This is a genomic window from Nocardia sp., from assembly GCF_025465275.1.
Classification (GTDB): domain Bacteria; phylum Actinomycetota; class Actinomycetes; order Mycobacteriales; family Mycobacteriaceae; genus Nocardia.
In genome coordinates, this window is record NZ_JAODNK010000064.1 from 55,734 (window position 1) to 76,812 (window position 21,079).

Annotated in this window: 19 protein-coding genes; 15 read left to right on the plus strand and 4 right to left on the minus strand. The window is 66.3% G+C overall.

Annotated features, from left to right (window positions below; genetic code table 11):
- Positions 1-38 precede the first annotated feature (38 nt).
- Entirely contained in the window at positions 39-1,292 is a 1,254-nt protein-coding gene (locus tag JWN03_RS14825; protein ID WP_297614755.1) for an oxygenase MpaB family protein, read from the minus strand.
- Positions 1,293-1,402: 110 nt separating this feature from the next.
- Between JWN03_RS14825 and JWN03_RS14830 the strand changes: the two genes are divergently transcribed.
- Together JWN03_RS14830 and JWN03_RS14835 are read left to right on the plus strand one after the other, a co-directional pair.
- A complete protein-coding gene (locus JWN03_RS14830; protein WP_297614757.1) occupies positions 1,403-2,068 on the plus strand; it encodes a TetR/AcrR family transcriptional regulator in 666 nt (221 codons plus the stop codon).
- Between the two features lie 30 nt (positions 2,069-2,098).
- Positions 2,099-2,662 carry a TetR/AcrR family transcriptional regulator gene (locus JWN03_RS14835; RefSeq protein ID WP_366914415.1) on the plus strand — a complete coding sequence of 188 codons (564 nt, stop codon included), beginning with the start codon at positions 2,099-2,101 and terminating at the stop codon, positions 2,660-2,662.
- A gap of 1 nt (position 2,663) precedes the next feature.
- Here JWN03_RS14835 and JWN03_RS14840 read toward each other — a convergent pair whose 3' ends face one another.
- Positions 2,664-3,335, minus strand: a complete 672-nt coding sequence (locus JWN03_RS14840; RefSeq protein ID WP_297614759.1) for a TetR/AcrR family transcriptional regulator — start codon at positions 3,333-3,335, stop codon at positions 2,664-2,666.
- A gap of 125 nt (positions 3,336-3,460) precedes the next feature.
- Here JWN03_RS14840 and JWN03_RS14845 point away from each other — a divergent pair, with 125 nt between their 5' ends.
- The 6 genes from JWN03_RS14845 to JWN03_RS14870 are packed head-to-tail and all read left to right on the plus strand — an operon-like array spanning position 3,461 to position 10,062.
- The gene (locus JWN03_RS14845; RefSeq protein WP_297614761.1) at positions 3,461-4,321 is read left to right on the plus strand and encodes a metal-dependent hydrolase; all 861 of its coding nucleotides are present in this window, start codon (positions 3,461-3,463) and stop codon (positions 4,319-4,321) included.
- Positions 4,322-4,351: 30 nt separating this feature from the next.
- Entirely contained in the window at positions 4,352-5,230 is an 879-nt protein-coding gene (locus JWN03_RS14850) for a metal-dependent hydrolase (RefSeq protein ID WP_297614763.1), read from the plus strand.
- A gap of 28 nt (positions 5,231-5,258) precedes the next feature.
- Positions 5,259-6,830 carry a flavin-containing monooxygenase gene (locus JWN03_RS14855; protein WP_297614765.1) on the plus strand — a complete coding sequence of 524 codons (1,572 nt, stop codon included), beginning with the start codon at positions 5,259-5,261 and terminating at the stop codon, positions 6,828-6,830.
- Positions 6,827-7,765: an SDR family NAD(P)-dependent oxidoreductase gene (locus tag JWN03_RS14860; RefSeq protein WP_297614767.1), complete on the plus strand. Its 939-nt coding sequence runs from the start codon at positions 6,827-6,829 to the stop codon at positions 7,763-7,765. The genes JWN03_RS14855 and JWN03_RS14860 overlap by 4 nt, the downstream gene beginning before the upstream one ends.
- A complete protein-coding gene (locus JWN03_RS14865; RefSeq protein WP_297614769.1) occupies positions 7,762-8,826 on the plus strand; it encodes a ferredoxin--NADP reductase in 1,065 nt (354 codons plus the stop codon). The genes JWN03_RS14860 and JWN03_RS14865 overlap by 4 nt, the downstream gene beginning before the upstream one ends.
- 33 nt (positions 8,827-8,859) lie before the next feature.
- Positions 8,860-10,062, plus strand: a complete 1,203-nt coding sequence (locus tag JWN03_RS14870; protein WP_297614771.1) for a serine hydrolase domain-containing protein — start codon at positions 8,860-8,862, stop codon at positions 10,060-10,062.
- 233 nt (positions 10,063-10,295) lie between these two features.
- On the opposite strand, the gene JWN03_RS14875 is transcribed toward JWN03_RS14870, so the two are convergent.
- Both JWN03_RS14875 and JWN03_RS14880 read right to left on the minus strand, forming a co-directional pair.
- Positions 10,296-11,537 (minus strand): amidohydrolase, encoded by a 1,242-nt coding sequence (locus tag JWN03_RS14875; protein WP_297614772.1) that lies wholly within the window; start codon positions 11,535-11,537, stop codon positions 10,296-10,298.
- Positions 11,534-12,772: an MFS transporter gene (locus JWN03_RS14880; RefSeq protein ID WP_297614774.1), complete on the minus strand. Its 1,239-nt coding sequence runs from the start codon at positions 12,770-12,772 to the stop codon at positions 11,534-11,536. The genes JWN03_RS14875 and JWN03_RS14880 overlap by 4 nt, the downstream gene beginning before the upstream one ends.
- A gap of 50 nt (positions 12,773-12,822) precedes the next feature.
- Here JWN03_RS14880 and JWN03_RS14885 point away from each other — a divergent pair, with 50 nt between their 5' ends.
- The 7 genes from JWN03_RS14885 to JWN03_RS14915 all read left to right on the plus strand — a co-directional run.
- Positions 12,823-13,917 (plus strand): Lrp/AsnC family transcriptional regulator, encoded by a 1,095-nt coding sequence (locus JWN03_RS14885; protein WP_297614776.1) that lies wholly within the window; start codon positions 12,823-12,825, stop codon positions 13,915-13,917.
- Positions 13,918-14,327: 410 nt separating this feature from the next.
- The gene (locus JWN03_RS14890) at positions 14,328-15,992 is read left to right on the plus strand and encodes a thiamine pyrophosphate-binding protein (protein WP_366914417.1); all 1,665 of its coding nucleotides are present in this window, start codon (positions 14,328-14,330) and stop codon (positions 15,990-15,992) included.
- A complete protein-coding gene (locus tag JWN03_RS14895; RefSeq protein ID WP_297614780.1) occupies positions 15,989-16,648 on the plus strand; it encodes an SRPBCC family protein in 660 nt (219 codons plus the stop codon). Before JWN03_RS14890 ends, JWN03_RS14895 begins: the two co-directional genes overlap by 4 nt.
- 2 nt (positions 16,649-16,650) lie before the next feature.
- Positions 16,651-17,667, plus strand: a complete 1,017-nt coding sequence (locus JWN03_RS14900; protein WP_297614782.1) for a 3-oxoacyl-ACP synthase III family protein — start codon at positions 16,651-16,653, stop codon at positions 17,665-17,667.
- 9 nt (positions 17,668-17,676) lie between these two features.
- Positions 17,677-18,681 (plus strand): pyridoxal phosphate-dependent aminotransferase, encoded by a 1,005-nt coding sequence (locus JWN03_RS14905; protein WP_297614784.1) that lies wholly within the window; start codon positions 17,677-17,679, stop codon positions 18,679-18,681.
- Entirely contained in the window at positions 18,681-19,193 is a 513-nt protein-coding gene (locus JWN03_RS14910; RefSeq protein WP_297614786.1) for a MarR family winged helix-turn-helix transcriptional regulator, read from the plus strand. Before JWN03_RS14905 ends, JWN03_RS14910 begins: the two co-directional genes overlap by 1 nt.
- A 189-nt stretch (positions 19,194-19,382) precedes the next feature.
- Positions 19,383-21,079, plus strand: a 1,697-nt coding sequence (locus JWN03_RS14915) for an AMP-dependent synthetase/ligase (protein ID WP_297614799.1), incomplete at its 3' end; no start/stop codon positions are given.

The window sequence follows — 21,079 nt, forward strand, 5'->3', positions numbered from 1 at the left end:
GGCGCGGTTCCTTCGGTGAGTCGTTAACGTAGCGAAGCTTAGGCCGCGCGGGTATCGGCGAGCCGGTCGTGGCGTCCGTAACTACGGTCCGGATGGTTCACCCGGGTGATCCGCGCCAGCATCCGCTCGGTCGTGCGGCGACCCCATTTTTCACTGAGCCGGGTCGCGCCCGGAATGAACCGGCGCGGCACCTCGAGCACACTGTTGACCGCCGCCGTGGCCAGCACCGCACCGGTGAAGACCCGGCTGTTCTCCATTTCCAGGAAGTCGGAATTGCTCTTGCCCAGCAGTATTCGGCTGTACGACAGCGAGTACAGGGTGAAGGCCCGGCGCAGCGCCCGCGAGCGCAGATCATTGCCGTCGAATCCGTAGAGCGGGCCGAGCGCCGAGACCAGCGCCTTGGACAGCGTGCGCGAATCCTCGTCGGGCAGGAATTCGTAATCTGCCTGCAGCCACAGCAGTCGCCAGGTGTCGGTCTCGTCGGCGGGCACGATATCCGCGTCGAGCCCGATCACATAGCCGACGTAGCGCCACAGGTGATAGACGGCGGCCTTCTCCTGCTTGGAGAACCGCAGGCCGACGGTATTGCAACCCACAATGGTGGCCAGCGAGAACAACATCAGCGTGCCCGCGGTGAGGGACTGGTTGATCGGGTGATCCCAGTTCTCGTAGTCCCAGTCGTCCCGCCGGGTCATGCCCGCCCGGACCAGTGCGTGCATGAGCCGCACCCGCACGGTGTTCTTGAAGCCGGCCTCGAAGCGGCCCATGCCGCCGAGCGCGGTCACATCGACCCACCAGCTCGCGGTCTCGGCCACCCGTCGCGGCGCCATCGCCTCGGCGGCCAGTGCGCCGGTGCCGACCAGCACCTTGCCCGCACGAGAGGCCAGATAGCCGCCATTGAGCGCGAACATGGACAACGCGAGGTTCGTCGCCCACGGCCCGACGCGACCGCTGACCCGTGCGGCGCGATCGAGCTTCTCCTGATCGAGCCAGTAGGGCCGGGAATCGATATGGGCGAAGAAGGCTTTCAGCTCGGCGGGTGCGTCGGGGACCGCATCGATGCCGCGCTCGAGGGCAATCTCGAACATGCGGCGACCCTGCCCGGTCGGGAGGTGGCGGAACATCTCGACCACGGCATCGGCCAGCGGATCACCCAGCTGGGTGAACCTGCGGTAGTCCTCGCGCTGCTGCGGCGTGGGCCGGATATCGCCCGGGGCGAGGAACTTGACCCCGATATTGAACGGGAACTCCGAGAAGAAGACCGGGTCGGCTAGCTGATCGGTACGCGCCATTGCGTGCCCTCCTGATTCGCTTTCACACTTCTGGTGAAGGTCATCACCAGAAGTAGTCTGGTGATAGTCTTCACCAAAATGGGGGCGCTGGCAATGGGCGAGGTAGCGACGTGGAAACAGGCCGAGGGCGATATGCCGGACTCAGCGCCGACGAACGGCAGCAACAGCGCCGGCGCAAGCTGATCGACGCCGCCGAGGAGGCCATCGGCGAGCAGGGTCTGGCCGGGCTCAAGGTGCGTGCGCTCTGCGCCCGCGCGGGCCTGAACGACCGCTACTTCTACGAGAGCTACGCCGACACCGATCAACTGCTGTTCGAGATACTCGACGGACAACTCGCCCAGGTCATGGCCGAGCTGGGCGCGCTGCTCGCCACCACGCCGTCCGATACCCGAGTGCGGCTGCGCGCGGTGGTAGAGGCCGCGGTCGCCGCGGTCGCCGACCATCCGGCACGTCGCCGCCTGTTCATCGAGCTCCAGTCGATCGATGAATTGCGCCGCCGCCGAAGCGAATTCGTCACCTTGATCGCAGCCATCATGCTCGATCAGGCCCGCGAACTGCTCGGCGAATCAGCCGCCGAAGGCATTCACGCCGAACTCGCCGCCCGCACCGTCTCGCACGGCGGCGTGGAACTGCTCACCGAATGGCTGCGCGGTGACCTCGATATCGACCGTGGTGTGCTCATCGACTTCCTCGTCGCCATGATCCTGACGGCCTCCGAGATCACCACCACCGTGCGCCGGGAGATGGTCGGCTCGGGAGACGGCTCGCTGAACTGACCCTGGACGATTCGGGCCCGGCGTCTCAGGATGAGACCGGAGTATCTCCGAGTCCGAGGAGTTGATCTAGCCGACCAGCAGGTGGATTGGCTGGCGGGCGGTGTGCGCCGGTCGATCGCGAGCGAGCGCAGCGTGGGTACCGCGGCCGAGTTGTTCCTGGCCCGCGGGTTCGATCGGGTCGGCATGGACGATGTGGCCACGGCGGTCGGCTGTTCGCGGGCCACGCTCTACCGTCACTTCCGTGGCAAGGCCGCGCTCATCGATGCCGTCCTGGCGCGCTCCGCGATTGCGGTCGCGGACCGGGTCGCGGCGGCCGTGTCCCGCTACGACGGGTCGCGGCGGATTGTCGAGGCCACGCTCGCCTCGATCACCGCCGTACGGTCGGACCCCGCCCTGGCGCGCTGGTTCGCCGACCGGACCGGCGGCAGCAACGAAGTCTTCGCCTCCTCAACGGAATTGGGCCGTATCGCGACCATGCTGACCGGTATAACGCCCGATGATGAAGCGGCGCAATGGATTGTGCGGTGCTGTCACTGCTGTGCTGGCCGCTGCCCGATGCCGCGAGCGAGCGGCGCATGGTGGAGCGGTTCGTGAGCTAGATCAGCGGTTCGTCGGGATCGAGGACCAGCCCGCGTGATTGGGCGGTGGAGGAGAGCGCCCCCCAGGCGAACGAGGTCAATTGTTCGGCGAGTTCCCTACTGGTGATCACCGGTTCGTTGAGCCAGCGCAGCACGCCGAGCCCGATCGCGCCCAGTAGCGCGTCCACCACGAACTGGGTGTGCTCGCCGTCCGCGCCGCGCAGCCGCAGAATGCCGGAGAAGAAGTCGGCGACCGCATCCGACAGCGGACGGCCGTCCTCGAGCAGCTGTGCCGCGCCGTAGGCGGCGACCACATGTGAGCTCACAATGAAGCGAAAGAGGTTGGGGCGCTCGGAAACCAGGTCGATATAGGCCGCCAGCGCGGTGCCGATGGCCTCGCGCGCCGAGGCGGCCGGATCGAAAAGCGGTGTCACGCGTTCGACGATGAGCTGCTGCACGCGGCCGCTGACCGCGGCCAGTAGTTCGACCTTGTCGCCGAAGAAGCGATACAGCTTGGGGCGCGGTATACCAGCGGTTTTCACGACATCGTCGATGGACAGATCGGGTCCGTGCGCATCGATGGCGCGAATGGTGGCCTCGATGAGTTCGGCGCGCACCAGGGCGCGATGCGAGTGCCAGCGGTCGTGCCTGGCATCACCCTTCAGATCGGCGGGCGGGTGGGAGGCCATGTCGCAGATTGTAATTCGATCCGTTACGGCGCACCCCTTGCATTGCTGTCTGGGACAATCCTACACTGGCTTCATATCGAACACGTAGTACTAGGTACTCAGTGTTGCACCAAGGACGGTCAAAGATGACAAGTGCGCCTCCCGCAACCACCTACCCCAAGGCTCGGCGGATCAGTTTCCGCTTCGACCAACACAATTCGAACGACAGGTACTTCGTCGACGGCGATATGGTCTTCAGCCACTTCGTCGCCGGACTCTCCGGCGGTTTCCCGCCGGGCGAGGAATCCTTCATCCGCTCGGTCCGCCGCGTGGCCGAGTTCGTCACCGATCCGGTGCTGAAGAAGCGTGTCGCCGGCTTCATCGGCCAGGAGGCCATGCACGGCCAGGAGCACCGCCAGCTCAACGGCAAACTCGTCGAAATGGGTTATCCCATCGAGTGGATCGACACCGACGAGGCCAAGGAGCGCATGCTCCGGATCGAGGAGCGGCTGGCTCCGCTGGTCCACCTGGCCTCGACGGCGGCCGCCGAACACTACACCGCGGTCCTGGCGCAGCGGGTGCTCTCCAGTGATGAGATCCAGAACATTCCGGCCTCGCCCGAGTTCTGGCATCTGCTGAATTGGCATGCGCTGGAAGAACTCGAGCACAAATCGGTGGCCTTCGACGTCTTCCGGGCGGTCGGCGGCTCCGAGCGCACCCGCATCGGCGTGATGGCCGGCCTGTTCGCCTTCACGCTGCCCTTCACCTTCGGGACCCTGGCGATTTCGCTGGCTCGGGACCCGGTGGCGCGGCGGCAGCCCGTGCGCATCGCGCAGGAGGCGTACAGCCTGTTCCGCGGGCCCATCTTCCGCGGGCTGATGGCGGAGCTGGCCCAGTATCTGCGTCCCGGTTTCCATCCCGACGATATCGACACCACGGTGCTGCTCGAGGCTTGGCAGCAAAGGCTTTTCGGCGAAGACGGCGTACTCGTCGATCACCTGAAGTAACCCACAACTCCATCGAGAAAGGACCGACCAATGACGATCGGTCAGGACACCAAGTCCCTCACCCCCTATCCCAAGGTCCGGCGCATGCGATTCCGGTTCGGCCAGCCCGAACCGATGGCGCACCAGTTCGTCCAGGACGACATTCCGCTGACCCACCTCATTGCCGTGCTGTCGGGCGCGTTCCCGCCGGGCGAGGAATCCTTTATTCGCTCGGTGCGCAAATTCTCCGGTGAGATCACCGATCCGGTGCTCAAGAAGCGCGTGGCCGGCTTCATCGGCCAGGAGGCGGTGCACGGCCAGCAGCATCGCGTGCTGAACGATCAGTTGATCGAGATGGGTTTCCCCATCGTGCGGGTCTTCACCTTCGAGCCGGGCGCGCTGCGGGAACGGGCGTTGGTCAGGATCGAGAATCTGGTGCCACGGCACGCCCATCTGGCCTTCACCGCGCTGGCCGAGCATTACACCGCGACACTGGCGGCCCGGGTGCTGGGGGAAGAGGCGATCCAGACCATTCCCGGTGATCCCGAAGTCTGGAATCTGTTGAACTGGCATGCCTTCGAGGAACTCGAGCACAAGTCGGTCGCCTTCGATGTCTATCGCGCAACCGGCGGCTCGGAGGCGATGCGCATCGGACTCATGGCAGGCAGCTACGCGCTCACCATTCCGGTGGTCGGGCTCGGGGTGGCCGTCTCGATTCTCAGTGATCCGCGCAGCTGGCGGCCGATCAAGGTGGCGCGGCAAACGGTTCGGCTGGCTCGGGGACCGATCGTCAAGGGGCTCTTGAAGGAAATGCGGCCGTACATGCGGCCGGGCTTCCACCCCGACGATATCGATACCACGGAACTGCTCGAGCGCTGGCGAACCGAACTGTTCGGTGCCCAGGGCGAACTTGTCGATCGCATCGGCTGAGCCGGGCAGACGGACGCGAGGAAAAAGTATGAGCGGCATCGACTTCGGTGAGAGTGCGCCGGACGCTGCCCGCCCCGACCACGAGGTCATCGTGGTCGGGGCGGGGTTCGGCGGTATCGGCACCGGTATCGCCCTGCAGCGCAAGGGCATTCACGACTTCATCATCGTGGACAAGTGGGATCGGGTGGGCGGCACCTGGCATGCCAATACCTATCCCGGTGTGGCGGTGGACATTCCCTCGTTCATTTACAGCTTCTCCTATGAACAGCGTGGCGACTGGTCGCGGATCTTCGCGCCCGGCACCGAACTTCGCGACTATGCCGAGGGCATGGTCGACAAGTACGGACTGCGCGGAAAACTGCGATTGAGCACCACCATCGTGGCGGCCGATTTCGACGATGACAGCAGCCTGTGGCGATTGACCACCGACGGCGGGCAGCAGCTCACCGCGCGGCATGTGGTGCTGGCCATCGGCGGGCTCGAACGGCCGAAGCTGCCGGATATCGAGGGGGTGAACGATTTCGGCGGCACGCTGGTGCACACCGCCATGTGGGACCACGATGTGGAGCTGCGCGGTAAGCGGGTCGCCGTGATCGGCACCGGCGCAACGGCACTGCAGTTGATCCCGGCGATCGTGGACCAGACCGAACATCTGACCGTCTTCCAGCGGACGCCGATCTGGGTGTTCCCGAAGAGCGATTCCGAGGTCGGCTGGCTCGGCCGGCAGGTACTGGGGCGCAGGCGAATTCGCTCGGCACTGCGGGCTGTCGGCAATATCGGCACCGAAGTGGCCATGAGCGGCATGGTGGCCGGGCCGACCTGGCTCACTGATAGCAGTCGGCGGTTGGCGGAAGTGCCTATCCGCCAATGGATGCGGCGGCAGGTCACCGACCCGGTGCTCCGGGAGAAGCTCATGCCGAAGTACGGACTCGGCTGCAAGCGGCCCTCCATGTCCAACGATTATCTGAAGACGTTCAATCGCGAGGACGTCAGCCTGGTCACCGATTCCATCGAGCGCATAACCGAACACGGTGTGATCACCGCGGACGGGACCGAGCACGAGATCGATGTGCTCATCTGCGCCACCGGATTCAAACTCTGGGAGAAGGGCGCGGTGCCGCCGTTCCCCATGCGCGGGCGTCGCGGCATCGACCTGGAGAGTTTCTGGGATGAGCACCGCTACCAGTCCTATCAGGGTGTTTCGGTTCCGGGATTCCCGAATGCCTTCACCATTACCGGTCCGTACGGGTTCGTGCTCGGCTCGTACATCTGGATGATCGAGGCCACCGCCGCACATCTGAGCCGGGCCATTGCCGAGTCGAAACGGCGCGGCGCCACCGAGATCGAGATCCGGCAGGAGGTGCACGACGAGTACTTCGCGAAATGCCTGCGCAGGCAGGAGAAGAACTTCCTGTTCACCCCGACCTGTGCGGGTTCCAATACCTACTACATCGATGATCACGGCGATTCCCCGTTCCGCCCGTCCACACATGGCGAGATGTACTGGCAGAACCGGCATTTCGATCTCGATGTGTACCGCTACACCGTGGGCGCACCCGTCCGTTCGGCGAGTGTCGTGCTGTCCGAGGAGGCGTCGTGAAAATCAACAGTATCGATCCCCGGCTGGTGGTGGTCACCGGTGCGGGCAGCGGGATCGGCCGCGCGGTCGCCCTGCGGTTCGCGCGTGGGGGAGCGCAGGTCGTCGTCTCCGATATCGACAAGGATGCGGCGCTGGCCACGGTCGCACTCATTCAGGCGCAGGGGCAGCGGGCCGTGGCCATGCAGTTGGATGTCACCGATCCGTCGGCGTGGGGCGCCTTCGCCCGGGACGTGCACGCCGACCACGGTGTGCCGGATGTGCTGGTCAATAATGCCGGAATCCTGGTCAGCGGAGCCTTTTTGGATCTGGAGCCGGAGGATTGGGAGAAGCAGCTCGGCGTCAATCTGCTGGGTGTCGTCTACGGCTGCCGGGCCTTCGGGCGGCTGATGATCGATGAGGGCAAGCGCGGGCACATTGTCAATATCGCGTCGGCAGCCGCCTTCACACCGACACCGGTGATGTCGGCCTACTCGGTGTCGAAGGCCGGGGTGAAGATGCTCACCGAATGCCTGCGGCTCGAACTCGCACCGAAAGGCGTTGGGGTGAGCGCGATTTGCCCCGGCGTGATCAATACCAATATCGGAGACCACGCCACTGCCGTCGGCGTCGATCCGGCGCTGGTGGAGCGCGGTAAGGAGATTGCCCGGCAGGTGCAGGACATCGCTGCCCGGCTGCCGTTCTCGCCACTGAGCCCGGATCTGGTGGCGCGGGCCGTGGTGCGCGCGGTGAACTACGACCTGGCGGTGGTGCCGGTACGGGCCGAGGCGTGGCTCGGATACTTCATGCTGCGCATCGCACCCGGTATCAATCGCCGTATCACCCAGCCGATTTCGATGGAGCGCATCGAATCGGCGGGCGCCTGGCTGCTGAATCAGTTCGGAATCGACGCTCCCCAGGAGGTCGCCGCCGCCAGCAGCAAGGGCGCCCGGGTATGAACGCACGCGCACACCAGATCAAGGTGCGCGAAGTCATCAGCGAGACCGCCGACGCGGTCTCGCTGGTCTTCGATATTCCCGAGGATCTGGGACGTCGATTCGCCTACTCGCCAGGGCAATTCCTGACGCTGCAGGTGCCGAGCGAGCGCACCGGTTCGGTGGCGCGCTGTTATTCGCTCTCCAGCAGTCCGCACTGTGACGACCATCCGGCCGTGACCGTAAAACGCACGGCCGACGGGTACGCCTCGAACTGGCTGTGCGACAACATTGCCGCCGGATCCCTACTCACCGTGCTGGAGCCGGCGGGGAACTTCGTGCCGCGCAGCTGGAATCGGGATCTGCTGCTGTGTGCGGCGGGCAGCGGGATCACCCCGATCATGTCGATTCTCAAATCGGCGCTCACCGTCGGACGGTCGAAAGTGGTGGTGCTGTACGCGAATCGCGATCGGCAGTCGATCATTTTCGCCAGGCAGCTCCAGCAGCTGGCGCAGCGGTATCCGCGGCGGCTCACCGTGCAGCACTGGCTGGAATCGGAGCGCGGGCTGCCCGATGCCCGCGCACTCGCCACCTGGGCCCGGCCGTACCGCAATTACGAGGTGTACCTGTGCGGCCCAGCCGGATTCGCCCTGGTGACCAAGCAGGGCCTGGCACAATTGAGGATTCCCGAGCGCGCGATCCGCCAGGAGGAGTACCGCTCGCTGACGGAGAACCCGTTCGAGCAGCCGATACCCGTGGTCGCATCTGCGCTCACGGCCATCCCGGTGGCCGCCCGTTCCCCGGGCGATACCCCGACTGTTCAGGTCGACATCGATGGCGCAACGCATACCCTGCCGTGGCCGCGCGGTAAGAAGCTGCTCGATGTGCTGCTCGACCACGGCATCGACGCGCCGTACGTCTGCCGCGAATCCGCCTGCGGCACCTGCGTATGCCGCGTGGAAAGGGGCCGCACCCGCATGCTGATGAACGAGGCCCTCATCGACGAGGAGCTCGCCATGGGCCTGACGCTGGCCTGTCAGACCCTCCCCGAATCCGACGATCTGCACATCACCTTCGATCAGTGACCACCGCTCCGGCTCGACAATGAGGTTGCCCGCATGCTTACTCTGCCCGAAGGGATCCGCGGCTCCGCCGACTCCCGCTTCGCCGCCCCCGTGCGCACGTTCTCCCGCCTGTTCGCCCGCTATCTGCGCACCGGTGGGGCACTCGCGGTCTACCTCCACGGTGAACCCGTGGTCAATATCTGGACCGGGACCGCCGACGCGGCGGGCGAAATCCCCTGGGACGCAGACACCGCCGCCCTGAGCTTCTCCACCACCAAGGGCATCACCTCCCTGGTGGTGCACCGGCTGGCCGACCGTGGGCTGCTCGACTACGACACCCCCGTCGCCGAGTACTGGCCCGAATTCGCCGACGGTGGAAAGAATTCCATCACCGTGCGCGATGTCCTCGCCCACCGCGCCGGGCTCTCGGACCTGCGCCGAGTCCTCGACAACCCCGCCGACGTCCTGGACCACGTGCTCATGGAGCACCGCCTCGCCGCCGCGACTCCGGACTGGACGCGCGGCCTACCCGTCTATCACGCAGTGACTTTCGGCTGGCTGCTCGCCGGCCTCTGCCGCGCCGTCACCGGCCAGGGCATGGCCGAGTTGTTCCGCACCGAACTCGCCGACCCACTGGGCCTGACCGGCCTGCACCTCGGCCACCCGGCCGATGGCACCACAGTCGCCGAGCTCGTCGGCCCGAGCCTCTCGGCCACCGGCTCCCGCCTGGGCAAACCCCTCACCGCAGCCGCCACCCGCATCCCCGTCCTCGGAAAAGCGATCAGCTCCATGCACGTCCCCGGCGGTGAAGAAGCCCTCCGAGGCCCGATCCCACCCCTGCTGAGCACCGAAAACGGCGCAGCCACAGGCGTCTTCACCGCCGACGCGATAGCCCGCGTCTACGCGGTCATCGCAGGCAACGGCACCTTCGACGGCACCCGCCTCCTCACCCCCGAAACCGCCCGAGCCCTGGACCGCTCCACCCGCACCAGCCCCGACCCCCGCCGAACCTTCTGGCACCTCGGCTACCACCCCCTCCCCACCCTCGGCGCCCCCCGAGGCTTCGGCCACCTGGGCCTGGGCGGCTCCGGCGGCTGGGTAGACCCCACCTCCGGCCTCTCCGTCGGCTTCACCCACAACCGCCTAGACCTCTCCCTCCTCCCGCTCGACATGTCCTTACTCTCAGTCCTCCTCCCCACCATCACCCGCTCCGCCGCCGCCACCGACCGCCGCACCCGCACAGCCCAAGCCGCCTAACCCCACCTCCCCGCGCACGATTTCGCCCAACGCGCACAGAGTCCGCAGCGATTTCGTGCGCGGCATGTCAATCCACGCGCGGCTCTCGTGCGCCGGGCCCCGTGAGGAGCGCCGGGTGGCCCGACCCCGTCATCCCGGCATGCTTTTGGCCGGGATCCACCGAGATTGGTTGAGTACCAACGGCTGTGGATCCCGGCCAAAAACGCGCGGGGAGGACGAGGGTGTGCGCTGCCCTACTCGGAGCGGGCGAGTTCTGCGCGGGCGGCGGTCACCATTGCGGTGATTGCCGCCGGGAGTGCCTGTGCCGGGTCCGGGGCGAAGCGGGGGGAGTGGTTGGAGGGGAAGCGGGGTGGGATGGTGTGCTCGGTGAGCATGATGTGCTGGTCTTCTTCGGTGAAGCGGACCCAGTCGATGCCGCCGATGTGCCAGAACACCGAGGGGACTCCGGCTGCGGTGCCGAAGACGCCGAAATCCTCACTGCCGGTGAGGGGATTGTCGAGCGGCATGTAGGGGATGCCGGCGGCGGCGAGGGTGGCCATGACCCGTTCAGTGTCGCCGGGGGTGTTGACGGTAACCGGGAAGTGGTCGTAAGGCACGAAGTCCGGTGGCTTCGGTGCGCCCGCGGCGGTCGCCTCGGATTCGGCGAGGCGCTGTAGATCGTCGAGCATGCGCTGGCGCGCGGTGTCGCTGAAAGTGCGCAGGGTCAAAAGCAATTCGGCGGTTTCCGGGATGATGTTCGGCCGGGTGCCCGCGTGCAGTGCGCCCGCGGTGAGCACCGCGGAGCCGGGCACGGCGGACTGCCGGGCGGTCAAAGTCTGCATGCGCACCACCAGTGAGGCGGCCATGAGCAGCGGGTCCACCGCCAGATGCGGCTGCGAGCCGTGGCCGCCACGACCGGTGAAGGTCACCCGAATCGAGTCGGAGGCCGCCATCAACGGTCCGCTGCGGCTGATGACCAGTCCCGCGGGCAGCGGGGCGACATGCTGGCCCAGCACGATGGCCGGCTTCGGGAAGCGCTGCACCACACCGTCATCGACCATGCGGTCCGCACCGGCGCCGGTCTCCTCGGCGGGCTGGAAGATCGCGACCACCGTACCGGTCGGCTGCGGTCCGGTCGCCAACTCCGCACACGCTCCGAGCAGCGCGGCAACGTGCACATCGTGTCCGCAGGCATGCATGACGCCGGGCACGGTCGACGCGTACGCCAGCCCGGTGTCCTCCTGCACCGGCAGTGCGTCCATATCGGCGCGCAACCAGATCACCGGCCCGGGACCGCCCTGCAGCACGCCGACCACACCGGTGCCGCCGACACCCTCGGTCACCTCCCAGCCGGGCAGCGCACGCAATTCCTCGGCCACCAGCCGGGCGGTGCCGTGCTCTTCGCCGGACAGCTCCGGGTGCGCGTGCAACTGGCGGTACACCTGCAACCAGTGCGCACCGGTCGCAGATTCGTGCAGTTCAGGAGTGGCAGTCACGAGTGAATCTCCTTCGGGGGGACGGTCACCGACGTGCGGGCCGCTACTTTGGCCCAGAATTCGTCGGCGGTTTGCGGGACCACGGCCGCGGCAATGATGGCCAGCAGCGGCCCGATGGCCATGGTTTCGAAAGCTGTTGTGTACGAGTAGCGGTCGGTCATGAAGCCGAACAGCGAGGGGCTGATGATGCCCGCGACCTGGCCGCCGAAAATGATCACCCCGGAGGCCACGCCCATATAGGCGCTGGGCAGCGCCCGCAGCGGCACCGAGAAGGCGGGCATGTAGGCCAGCCCGGCCACCAGGCTCATGACCGTCGCCGCAATCACGAACAGCGGGAACGGCTCCAGCCGGGGCAGCACGAACAGCATGATCGCGGTAGCGGCCATCGCGGGGATGACAATCTGCCGCGGCCTTCCGCCCATCCGATCCGATAGCTGGGCGCCGAGCACCACCCCCGCCGCCGCGGCCAGTGTCGACGGCACCGCCGCCACCGCGACCATGGTGATCGACAGCCCGCGCTCCTCCTGCAGGAAGGTCGGTGTCCATGCGCTGACACCCCAGACCAGCACGTCGTAGCCGAAGAAGATGGCCGCGAAGCCCAGCAGCGACGGCGAGAACAGCACCGCCCGCCTGCCTGCGGCAGCTGTCGCCTTGTCTGCGGGAATATCGTCCTGCGGCAATGGTTCCGGCATCCACCGCCGCCAGGCCAGGATGACCGCGACACCGAGCACCGAGATCAGCCCGAACATCACCCGCCAGCCGACGGTGGGCAGCATGATGCCCGCGAGCACCGACGCCAGCAGGATGCCGACCGCATTGGAGGCATTGGTCCACCCGGTAGCGGTGGTGCGCTGCTCCGGGGTGGTGCGCTCCGCCAGTGCCTTGAGTGCGGCGGCCGGGAACACACCCTGCACCAGTCCGAACAGGAATCGCATGCACAGCAGCGCCGCGAAAGACCATGCGATAGCGGTCAACCCGGTGAAGATAGACCACGCGACAAGTCCGACCGTGCCGACCTTCAGCGCACCGTAGCGGTCCGCGAGCAGCCCGCCCGGCACCTGCACGGCCGCGTACGCGACGAAGAACACCGAAACCAGCAGACCCAGCTGAGTGTGATCGAGATCGAGATCGCGGCCGATCCACGGCAGCGCGAAATTGATCACGGTCCGGTCGATGTAGTCGACAACCCATGCCGCGAACAGCAGCATGACGGTCACCCGGGTGGTACGTGGCATCCGTGCCCCTTCATGCGGTGTCTCTTCGCGCGAGTGCCACAATGACCTCCATGGCCGAGGATATGGCTGAAACGCTGGATATCGCCATACGGGATGCGCTCACGCCGGATTCCGGCGCCGAGGTGACCTTCGGCGAGACCGATCTGGATCTGGTGAACGCGCTGCAGATCAATCCGCGCGCGTCCTGGACCCGGATCGGCGCCTCTCTCGAACTGGACGCCACCACCGTCGCCCGCCGCTGGCAGCGGCTCACCGAGGCCGGTCTGGCCTGGCTGACGGCGTACGGGATGGAATTCGCCATCGTCGGATATGTCCGATTGCGCTGCCTGCCCGAGGCCCTGGCCACGATCTCCGACCAGGTGTGCGCCTGTCCGCATATCTTCTCGGCGGAACGCACCAGCGGCAGCTATCAGCTGCAACTCTCGGTGGCCGCCGAAGATCTTGCCGCCCTGGACGATTTCGCGGTCAGCTGGCTGGGCGAGCTGCGCGGCGTGGCCGAGGTGCGCACTTCGGTGGGTCTGTACATCTATGTCGAGGGCGGGCAGTGGCGGCCGCAGGCGCTCGATCCCGTGCAGCGCACGCTGCTCACCGACGGACATCAGCAGCGTCGCGGCTCGCCGTTCCCGGTCACGCGTAGTCGCGCGGGGGACCGGGACCTGGTGCTGGCACTGTCCGCCGACGGTCGCCGTACCGCCGCCGACCTCGCCCAGGACACCGGTCTGAGTGAGACGACGGTGCGCCGCCGCCTGGTGGAGATGACCCGGTCGGGCCGTCTGCTGATCCGCTGCGACTTCGCCCAGCAGTTCGCCGGGTGGTCGGTGAATACCAACTTCTGGGCCCAGTTGCCTGCCGGCGAACTGCACGGGCTCGGCGCTGAGCTCGCACAATGGCCTGAGATTCGGCTGTGTGCGGCCACCACCGATGCCAGTAATGTGCACATCATTGCCTGGCTGCGCACGCAGCACGAATGCATCCTCCTGGAAAACCGTCTGGCGCAAAGCTTTCCGAATCTGCACATTACCGAGCGGCAGATAACGCTGCGCGCCCTCAAACGTATGGGCAGACTGCTGAGCCCGGCCGGCCGCGCCGTCGGACAGGTGCCCTTCGCAGTCTGGCCGTCCCCGGTTGCGAGCCGGGCAACATAGGGGCACACGCGAACGAATTTCTGTGGGTCGCCCGCGGCCGTCGCCGATGTGCAAGTGCCCAGTGGCCGCGGGTGTCTGCTGGATTTCTGCACACAGATGACCCGTGCCGCACGTTTTAGGCTCGTTCCGCCGGGTAAATCGATGTGCGGATTGAACTCGGCTGCCGTCCACATCGTTGAACCTCATGAGTGATCGCGAACCTGTTGCGGCAGCGAGGCCGGTCCGGATGGCAGCACCTCCGGATCAGCGCCCCACCGGGCTTCGCTCAACGGGGCTTTCGCACGCCTGAAGTGACTGTGTACCAGCACTTTTCAGGAAATATGTGACCTGCAACACATTGCTTCGAACGCTTGATCGTGGATACATTGTGGACGATGTATCGGGGGCAATGTAATTCGAAACGGGGAATCTTGTCCGAACGCGGAACAGTCGCCGACACCGTTGCCGATGTCATCGTCGCGAGGCTGGGCGAATACACCGAGCACCTCTTCGGAGTCGGCGGAGCCAATATCGAGGACATCTACGATGCGGTGCAGCGCCGCCCGGAGCTCATGACGGGCATTGTCGCCAAACATGAGTTCGGGGCCGCCACCATGGCCGACGGCTATGCCCGCGCCACCAACCGGCTCGGCGTCGTGGCCGCCACTTCGGGCGGTGGCGCCATGAATTTGCTTGCGGCACTGGCGGAGTCATACGACTCGCGGGTGCCGGTGCTGGCCCTGGTCGGCCAGGCGCCGACCGGGCTGGAAGGCAAGGGCGCGTTCCAGGACACCAGCGGCGGCGCGGGGCGGCTCGATGCCGAGCAGATCTTCGGCGCGGTCAGCCGCAGGTGCGTGAAAGTGACTCGGCCGCAGGACATTCACGCCGAGTTGGATCGGGCCATCGAGGCGGCGTTCGCCGGTGGACCAGCGGTTCTGCTGCTGCCCAAAGATATTCAGGCCGCACCGGCACCGGGTCGTGTGCACCGTGCGGGGGTATCCGAGCCTGCGCAGGTCGACGCGCCGCTGAGCGCCGACGCGGTCGCAATGCTGGCAGCCGGGCATGGTCCGGCGGTGATCATTGCCGGGCCGGAGATCGCCCGCGCGAATGCCCGGGCCGAGCTCGCCGCGCTGGCGGTCGCCCTGGATGCCTGGGTGCTGGTCACCCCCGATGCCAAGGATGCCTTCCCGAACGGGCATCCGCGCTTCGCCGGTGTCACCGGCGTCATGGGACATCCGCACGCGCCCGCCCTGGTTGCCGGTGCCGGACTGTGCGTGCTGGCCGGCGCCGCGCTGCCGATCACCGCGCGCGCCGGATTGGATGCGGCGCTGGCCACCTGCCCGCGGGTGCTACATCTCGGTGCGGACGAACCCTTCGTGCCCGCTCACGTCCGCGTGCGCGGATCGCTCCGGCATCGTCTGCTGGAATTCGCGGTGCATACCTCGCGCCCGGGATTCGTTGCTGCGCAGGCGAATACCGGAGCGCTTCCGGAACTGAAGCCGCCGCCGGCGAGTGGTCCGGGAGTGCGTTACCGCGAGGCGGTGACCGCGCTGGCCGCGCGCCTGGATTCCGGCACCGATGTGGTTGCCGACGCGGGCAATACCGGTGCGGCGGTGGTACATCATCTGCCCGTGCCCGATGATGGCCGGTTCCTCATCGCACTCGGCATGGGCGGTATGGGTTACGCCTTCGGCGCGGGCATCGGCAGCGCCCTCGGCCGCGGCCGTCGCACCTTCGTAATCGCCGGTGACGGTGCGTATTTCATGCACGGCAACGAGGTGCACACCGCCGTCGAATATCAGGCTCCGGTCACCTTCGTCATCTTCAACAACAATGCGCACGCCATGTGCGTCACGCGCGAACAGCTCTACTACTCGGGCGATTACAGCTTCAACCGGTTCCGGCCCGCGGATATCGGCGCGGGTGTGGCCGCCATGTACCCGCAGCTGCCCGCCTGGACCACCACGACGCTCGCCGAATTCGAGACCGCTCTCGACAAGGCCCACGACGAAGTGGGACCCGTCTTCATCGAAATCCTCTGCGATCCAGACGAACTACCGCCGTTTGCCCCCTTCCTGAAGGAGCCCCTCGCATGACCGACACCGTCAAGGCCGAACCCGTCGAAGTGCCGCACCTGGAGATTCCGGGCGTCTATCGCATCGAAACCATGACCGTCAAAGAGGGCATGCCGATGGTGCTGGACATGACCCGCGCCGTCTATCCGCACGATGAGGTCTTCGGCGATTACTGCACGGTCAACGAGTACATCGACGCTCCGCCGGACGAGGTCTTCGAATACCTCTCCGATACCCGCAGTCTGTGCGAATGGACCTACAGCATGCGGGGTTTCGAGCGCACCGACGAGCCGGATCTGTGGGTTTCCGATGACCGCATCGGCTCGAACACCCGTATCTACACCCGCACCGAATCCAGCCGTGAGACGCGCACCGTCGACTACCACTGCGCCTGGGACCAGGGCGAACACCTGTGGATGATCTACCTGATGCGGGTGGTGGACGCGCAGAAGGTGTTCAACAAGCCGGGTTCGGTAGTGCTGTGGACAAACTGTCACCACCCCTTCTACGACGAGAACGCCTACCCGGCCGCCGCGCCGGCGGACCGCCCCGTGTGGGTCGGCGACTTCTGGCACCTCTTCGCCGCCGGTCATCTGCTGGAACTGCGCAACCTCAAGGCGATTTGCGAGCACCGCCACGCAGGCGGCCAGCCGATCAAGCCCGAATGGATGGACTGAGCATGAGCACCGATACCGTCAGCCTCATCGATGTAGCCGGATACCTACCCGAAACCATCGTTCCCGCAGACTATTTCGCGCAGTACGCGGATGCGGAGGATGTCACCGCGAACATTATGTTCAAGTCGCCTAAGTTCCGTCACCATGTGGCGCCGGGCGAGTCGCCCGCCGATATGGCTGAGCGGGCGGTGGCTCCGCTGCTGGCACGGCAGGGGCGAGATATCCTGCGCGACATCGATGTTCTCATCGTGCACACTCAGCTGCCGGAGACCGCCATTGTCGGCAACGGCGGTGAAGTGGCCGCGCGCCTGGGCATCAATCCCGAATGGCTGATCGATCTGCACAATGGCGGCTGCGCTGCCTTCGTGCACGCCATGAAGCTGGCCCGGCAGATCATGGTGAGCACCGACGCCAAGGCGGCGCTCATTGTCAATATCCAGAACGCGGCCGGTCAGATCTTCACCCAGGAGCAGGTGCGCGGTAAGCCGCAGGCCGCCATTCCCGGTGACGGCGCGGGCGCGGGACTGCTTGTGAAGAACGGGGATTCGCCGATTCTCGATATCGAGACCCGGCATCTGCCGCAGTTCGCCGGGCAGATGACCGTGCTCGCCGATCCGCCCCGCAAGTACTGGGAGGCCGGGCCGGGGCAGATGCATGTGGGGTTCACCGAATCCAAGATCGCCAAGGTGCTCGGTCGCGGTAACAAGATCGTGCCCGAGGTGGCGCACGCCGTGTGCAAGCGTCTCGGTGTCGCCTCCAGTGAGCTGGATCTGCTGGTGACCAATCAGCCCAACCGCGCCTTCCTGCGCAATTGGCGCGATGCGCTGCAACTGCCGCCCGAACGGCATCCCGATACCTTCGACGAATGCGGAAACCTTTTCGGCGCAGGCATTCCCGTCACATTCGACCGCGCGATCGATGAAGGTCGCGTCTCCGCCGGATCGCTGGTGATGTTGGCCGGATTCGCGCATGCGGGCGATTTCGCGGCGGCTGCCGCGGTGCGCTGGGGCGGACGCTGAGGTTCGACGATGGCTCCCCTCGCCTGGATCGGGCATCAGCTACAGCTCAATGAAAATCCCTACGGCCCACCGCCTTCCGTGCGCGAGGCATTATCGGCCGCACTGTCCTCCGCGAACCGCTACCCGGAATTCCTGCCGCAGCGCCTGCCCCGGCTCATTGCCGAACGGCTCGGCGTCGCACCAGACCGCATAGTGGTGGGGGCCGGGGCGACCGGCGTGATCATGCATATCGTGCAGGAATTCGGTTCCGGCGGTTCGAGTGTGGTCATGGCGGTGCCGACCTTCGACGGGTATCCGATCCTGACGGCCATGGCCGGCGGCCTCCCGGTGACGGTGCCGCTCACGCTGGACGGGCGGCAGGATCTGGACGCCATCGCCGAGGCGGTGGACGAGCAGACCCGGCTGGTGGTGCTGTGCAGTCCGCACAATCCGACCGGAACACTCATCACCCCAGCGGAATTCGAGAAGTTCCTGCTTCGGATACCGGCCACGGTCACCGTCGTCCTGGACGAGGCGTATGTGGATTTTGTCGCCCAGGGTGAGCGCATCGACGTGCTCACACTGCTCGACGAGAATCCGAATCTGCTGGTCCTGCGCACCTTTTCGAAGGCGTACGGGCTGGCTGCGCTGCGGGTCGGCTACGCCATCGGCGCTCCGGCGCTGATCGAACGGGTCGCCCGCCGGCAGTTGCCCTTCGGCATGAACGCACTCGCCGAGGTCGCGGTGCGGGCCTGCTATGCGGCGGAACCGGAGATCGCGGAACGGGTGACGGTCATCGGCGAGCACCGGCACCGGCTCACCGTCGGTCTGCGCAAACTCGGTTTCTGCGTACCCGACAGCTATGCCAACTTCTCGTATCTGACACTGCCCGGCCCGGATATCGATCGGGTCGGAACCGCCTTGGCGGGGGCAAACATCCACGTCAAGCACTATCCGACCGGTTTGCGCATTACCGTGGGCGACCGGGTGGCCACCGACGCGGTACTCCATACCGTGCGCAGTACAGTGCAGTAATGTCAGAGAATCCGTCTTCTGAACCCGCTGGGCATCGGGTCGGAGCGGACGAGGAGATCGACTACGCGCTGTTGTCGCTGAGTGCACAGCTGTGCTTTGCGCTGTACTCCACGTCGCGGTCCATGACCGCTGCCTACCGTCCCTTCCTGGACGATATGAAACTCACCTATCCGCAGTACCTGGTGCTGCTGACGCTGTGGGAGCGTCCGGGCATCACCATGAAGGAGCTGGGCGAGCACATCCACCTCGACTACGGCACCCTTTCACCGCTGGTACAGCGGTTGCAGGCCGGTGGTCTGGTCGAGAGTGTGCGCAGTGTCGCGGACGGGCGGGCGGTGGTGCTGCACGCCACCCCCGCCAGTCAGCAATTGCAGCGGCCGGCCCAGAGCATGATCCATGCCGTGCTGGACTCGGTCGGCATCCCGCTCGAAGATATCGAAGCGCTCCGGGACCAGGTCAACGCCCTGGGAGTCCGGCTCGACGCCATGGTCACCGCGGCCCGCGCCCGCTGAGCCTGCCCGGCCGCGCCTTTGGTCTGGGGCACACTCTGGTGAGGTCCGTGGTGTTCGCGTGCACATTGTGATCCACGGCGCACCGCACCAGCATTGTGAATTGGTCCTGGTTCGGGGGCCGTGCGAGAGTGTGCCCGCGTGCCGGACGATGCGGTCCGGGCAGGTCGGAGGAGAGAGGTCGTGGGACAGATGGGATCAACCTCGGTTGCACAGCGTGAATTCGAGGCGCCGGCGTCGTACGCCATCGCCGAGGGTGCGGCGCTGACCGATGTCGTCGACGGCCTCGCCGCGCACTCGCCGCAGTTCGTCGCCTTCCAGCGGCCCACCGCAGACGGGTGGAGCGATGTGACGGCCGCGCAGTTCTCGGTCGAGGTGCGCGCGGTGGCCAAGGGGCTCATCGCCTCCGGTGTGCAGGCCGGGGATCGGGTCGCCATCATGGCCTCGACCAGGTACGAGTGGACGCTCATCGACTACGCCATCTGGACCGCCGGGGCGTGCACGGTCGCCATCTACGACTCCTCGTCGACCGACCAGGCGCGCTGGATTGTCGAGGATTCGGGCACGAAGCTGCTGATCGTGGAGAACGAGCGGCATGCCGTCACCGTTGCCGATATCGCGACGCCCGATCTGCTCGAGACGCTGCGCATCGATGCGGGCGCGGTGGATGAGCTCGTCAATCGTGGTGCCGCTGTTGATGACAGCGTGCTCGCCGAGCGCCGGGCCCAGGTCGGTTCCGCCTCCCCGGCGACGCTCATCTATACCTCGGGCACCACCGGTCGTCCCAAGGGTGTGGTGCTCACGCACGCGAACCTGCTGGCCGAGTCCCTCTCCGGCAAGATCGCGCTGCAGCATCTGCTCGCCGAGGGCAAGACGACCCTCATGTTCCTGCCGCTCGCGCATGTCTTCGCGCGTGCCATTGCGGTGGGCTCGCTCGCGGCCAAGGTCACCGTTGCGCACACTTCCGACTGGTCCACCCTCACCACCCAATTCGCTTCGTACAAGCCGGATTTCATCCTGGCCGTGCCTCGTGTTTTCGAGAAGGTTTACAACGGAGCGAAGCAGCAGGCGCACGACAGCGGTAAGGGGCGCATCTTCGACCTGGCCGCGGACACCGCGATCGCCTGGAGCGAGGCGCAGGAGTCCGGCGGCGCGAGCCTGGCGCTGCGCCTGAAGCACGCGCTGTTCGACAAGCTTGTCTATTCGAAACTTCGTGCCGCCCTTGGTGGTCGCTGCACCGGTGCGGTCTCCGGCGGCGGTCCGCTCGGCGCGCGCCTCGGCCACTTCTTTCGTGGCATCGGCGTCCCCGTGTACGAGGGCTACGGCCTCACCGAGACCAGCGCGGCCATTACCGTGAACACGGTGTCGCACATGCGAGTCGGCACCGTCGGCCGCCCGATCGAAGGCAATGCGGTCAGCATTGCCGACGACGGCGAAGTCCTGCTCAGGGGTTCCGTGGTCTTCGACGGCTACTGGCACAATGACGCCGCCAGCGCCGAAGCCATTACCGACGGCTGGTTCCACACCGGCGATCTCGGCGCCCTCGACGCCGACGGCTTCCTCTCCATCACCGGCCGCAAAAAGGAAATCATCGTCACCGCGGCAGGCAAAAACGTCTCCCCCGCCCCGATGGAAGACACCCTCCGCGCCCACCCCCTCATCGGCCAGTGCATGATCGTCGGCGACAAACAGCCTTTCATCGGCGTCCTCATCACCCTCGACCGCGACGCCCTCCCCGGCTGGCGCGACCGCAACAACATCCCCGCCGACGTAACCATCGAAGCCCTCACCACCAACCCCGCGCTGGTAGCGGAAGTCGAAGCCGCAGTAGCCGATTCCAACACCAAGGTCTCAAAAGCCGAGTCCATCAAAAAGATCCGCATCCTCGC